At 54.9% G+C, this 381-nt stretch carries 1 protein-coding gene; it reads left to right on the top strand.

Annotated features, from left to right (window positions below; all coding sequences use genetic code 11):
* Positions 1-381: PIG-L family deacetylase (locus tag DYU05_RS20830; RefSeq protein ID WP_205771948.1), on the top strand; the 381-nt coding region annotated here is incomplete at both ends.

Below are 381 nucleotides of genomic sequence, written 5' to 3'. Positions count from 1 at the left end.
AGCTGACAGAAGAAGACTACAACAACCACGGCATGGCACAGCTTGCCGTAGAGCAGGGCCCGGTATACAACATCAATATCGACATCTTTAACCAGGTGCAGCATACCATCACCGGCTGGCCGGGCGGAAAGCCGGGTGCGGACGACAGTCAGCGGCCTGAACGCGCAGAACCCGCGAGAAAACGCTCCATCGTGTTCTCTCCCCACCCGGATGATGATGTCATCTCTATGGGCGGTACCTTTATCCGTTTGGTAGACCAGGGGCATGATGTACATGTCGCTTACCAGACCTCCGGCAACACCGCTGTATGGGATGATGACGTACTCCGCTTTGTGGAGTTCGCCATAGACTTTAAGCAAAGCGTAGGTGAAGATACCACTG

Source organism: Mucilaginibacter terrenus (genome assembly GCF_003432065.1).
Taxonomy (GTDB): Bacteria; Bacteroidota; Bacteroidia; order Sphingobacteriales; family Sphingobacteriaceae; genus Mucilaginibacter; species Mucilaginibacter terrenus.
Note: the sequence above shows the minus strand (reverse complement) of the source record. Positions and strands in the feature narration are given on the sequence as shown.